Origin of the sequence: Heyndrickxia ginsengihumi (genome assembly GCF_011008565.1) — a bacterium.
GTDB classification, from domain to species: Bacteria; Bacillota; Bacilli; order Bacillales; family Bacillaceae_C; genus Weizmannia; species Weizmannia ginsengihumi.
Map to the genome: position 1 here is coordinate 1 of NZ_JAAIWK010000061.1, position 1,231 is coordinate 1,231.

Annotated in this window: 1 protein-coding gene; it reads right to left on the reverse strand. The window is 37.2% G+C overall.

Annotated elements, in window-relative coordinates; translation table 11 throughout:
- Positions 1-29: 29 nt before the first annotated feature.
- Positions 30-1,153 (reverse strand): IS3 family transposase gene (locus G4D61_RS17870; protein ID WP_205603315.1). Its coding sequence is split into 2 segments (ribosomal slippage): positions 30-907 and positions 907-1,153, totalling 1,125 coding nucleotides; the frame shifts between segments, so codons are not numbered across the junction.
- Positions 1,154-1,231: the final 78 nt, after the last annotated feature.

Below are 1,231 nucleotides of genomic sequence, written 5' to 3' on the forward strand. Positions count from 1 at the left end.
TGGATTGTCAACACTAAACTGGACAATTTTTATAAGGTCTTTTTCTTGTATTCGATTGGTGTTAAATAGCCAAGTGTTCCATGAATCCGAATGTTGTTAAACCAATGAACATAATCATCAAGTTCAAGAACGAGCTGTTCAAGAGAAGAGAAGTGTGCTCCGTTTGCGAATTCAGTTTTAAATACCTTGAACATCGCTTCGGCCACAGCATTATCATAGGGGCAGCCCTTCATACTTAATGAGCGCTGAATTCCAAATGTTTCTAGCGCCTCTGAAATTAGTTTATTATCAAACTCTTTTCCTCGATCTGTATGAAACATCTTGATGTTATGTAAATTCCCTTTAATGCTAGCCAATGCTTTATACACAAGACCTGCGGTCTTATTTGGTCCAGAACTGTAACCAATAATTTCTCGGTTAAAAAGGTCGACAAATAGGCATACATAGTGCCACTTTTTCTCAACACGGACGTATGTTAAATCGCTCACGACTACAGCTAATTGTTCTTCTTGCTTAAACTGACGATGTAATTCATTTTTGATAGGCGCTTCATTACAGGTTTCTTTATATGGCTTATATTGAGCCACAGTGTAATTCGATACCAACCCTAATTGTTTCATGATTCGACCGATCCGACGTCTTGAAACTACCAACTTTTGTTTCTTTAATTCTACTTTGAGTTTACGAGTACCATAGTTACCACGACTTTCCTTAAAAAGTCGTTGGATTTCCTTGGAAAGCTCTATTTCCTCTTTTTTATGAGCTTCTTTTTCACGCAGATTGGCGTGATAATAATATGTGCTTTTTGGGATATTGAGGACGTTACACATTGCTGATACTGAATATTTGTGAGCGTTGTTTCGAATCACATCTATTTTCGTCCCATGATCAGCGCTGCTTGCTTTAAAATGTCATTCTCCATCATCAAGCGTTGGTTTTCTTTTCGTAATCTAATTAATTCATTTTCTTCTTCAGTACGATTGTCTTTTGCAGTAAATGAGCCAGTCTCTTGATGATTTTTAATCCAGCGATCTAACGCAGAAGGCGTTATTTCATATTCTCGACAGATATTCGCACGGGATTTTCCATTTTCATAAAGTTTTACTAATTGTAATTTGAATTCTGCTGTAAAAGTTCGACGTTGACGTGGCATAATAGCACGCTCCCTTAGGTTAGTATGTTAAGTGTACTAGCCCTTATAGTATCTGTCCAACTTAGTGTAGCCGATTCA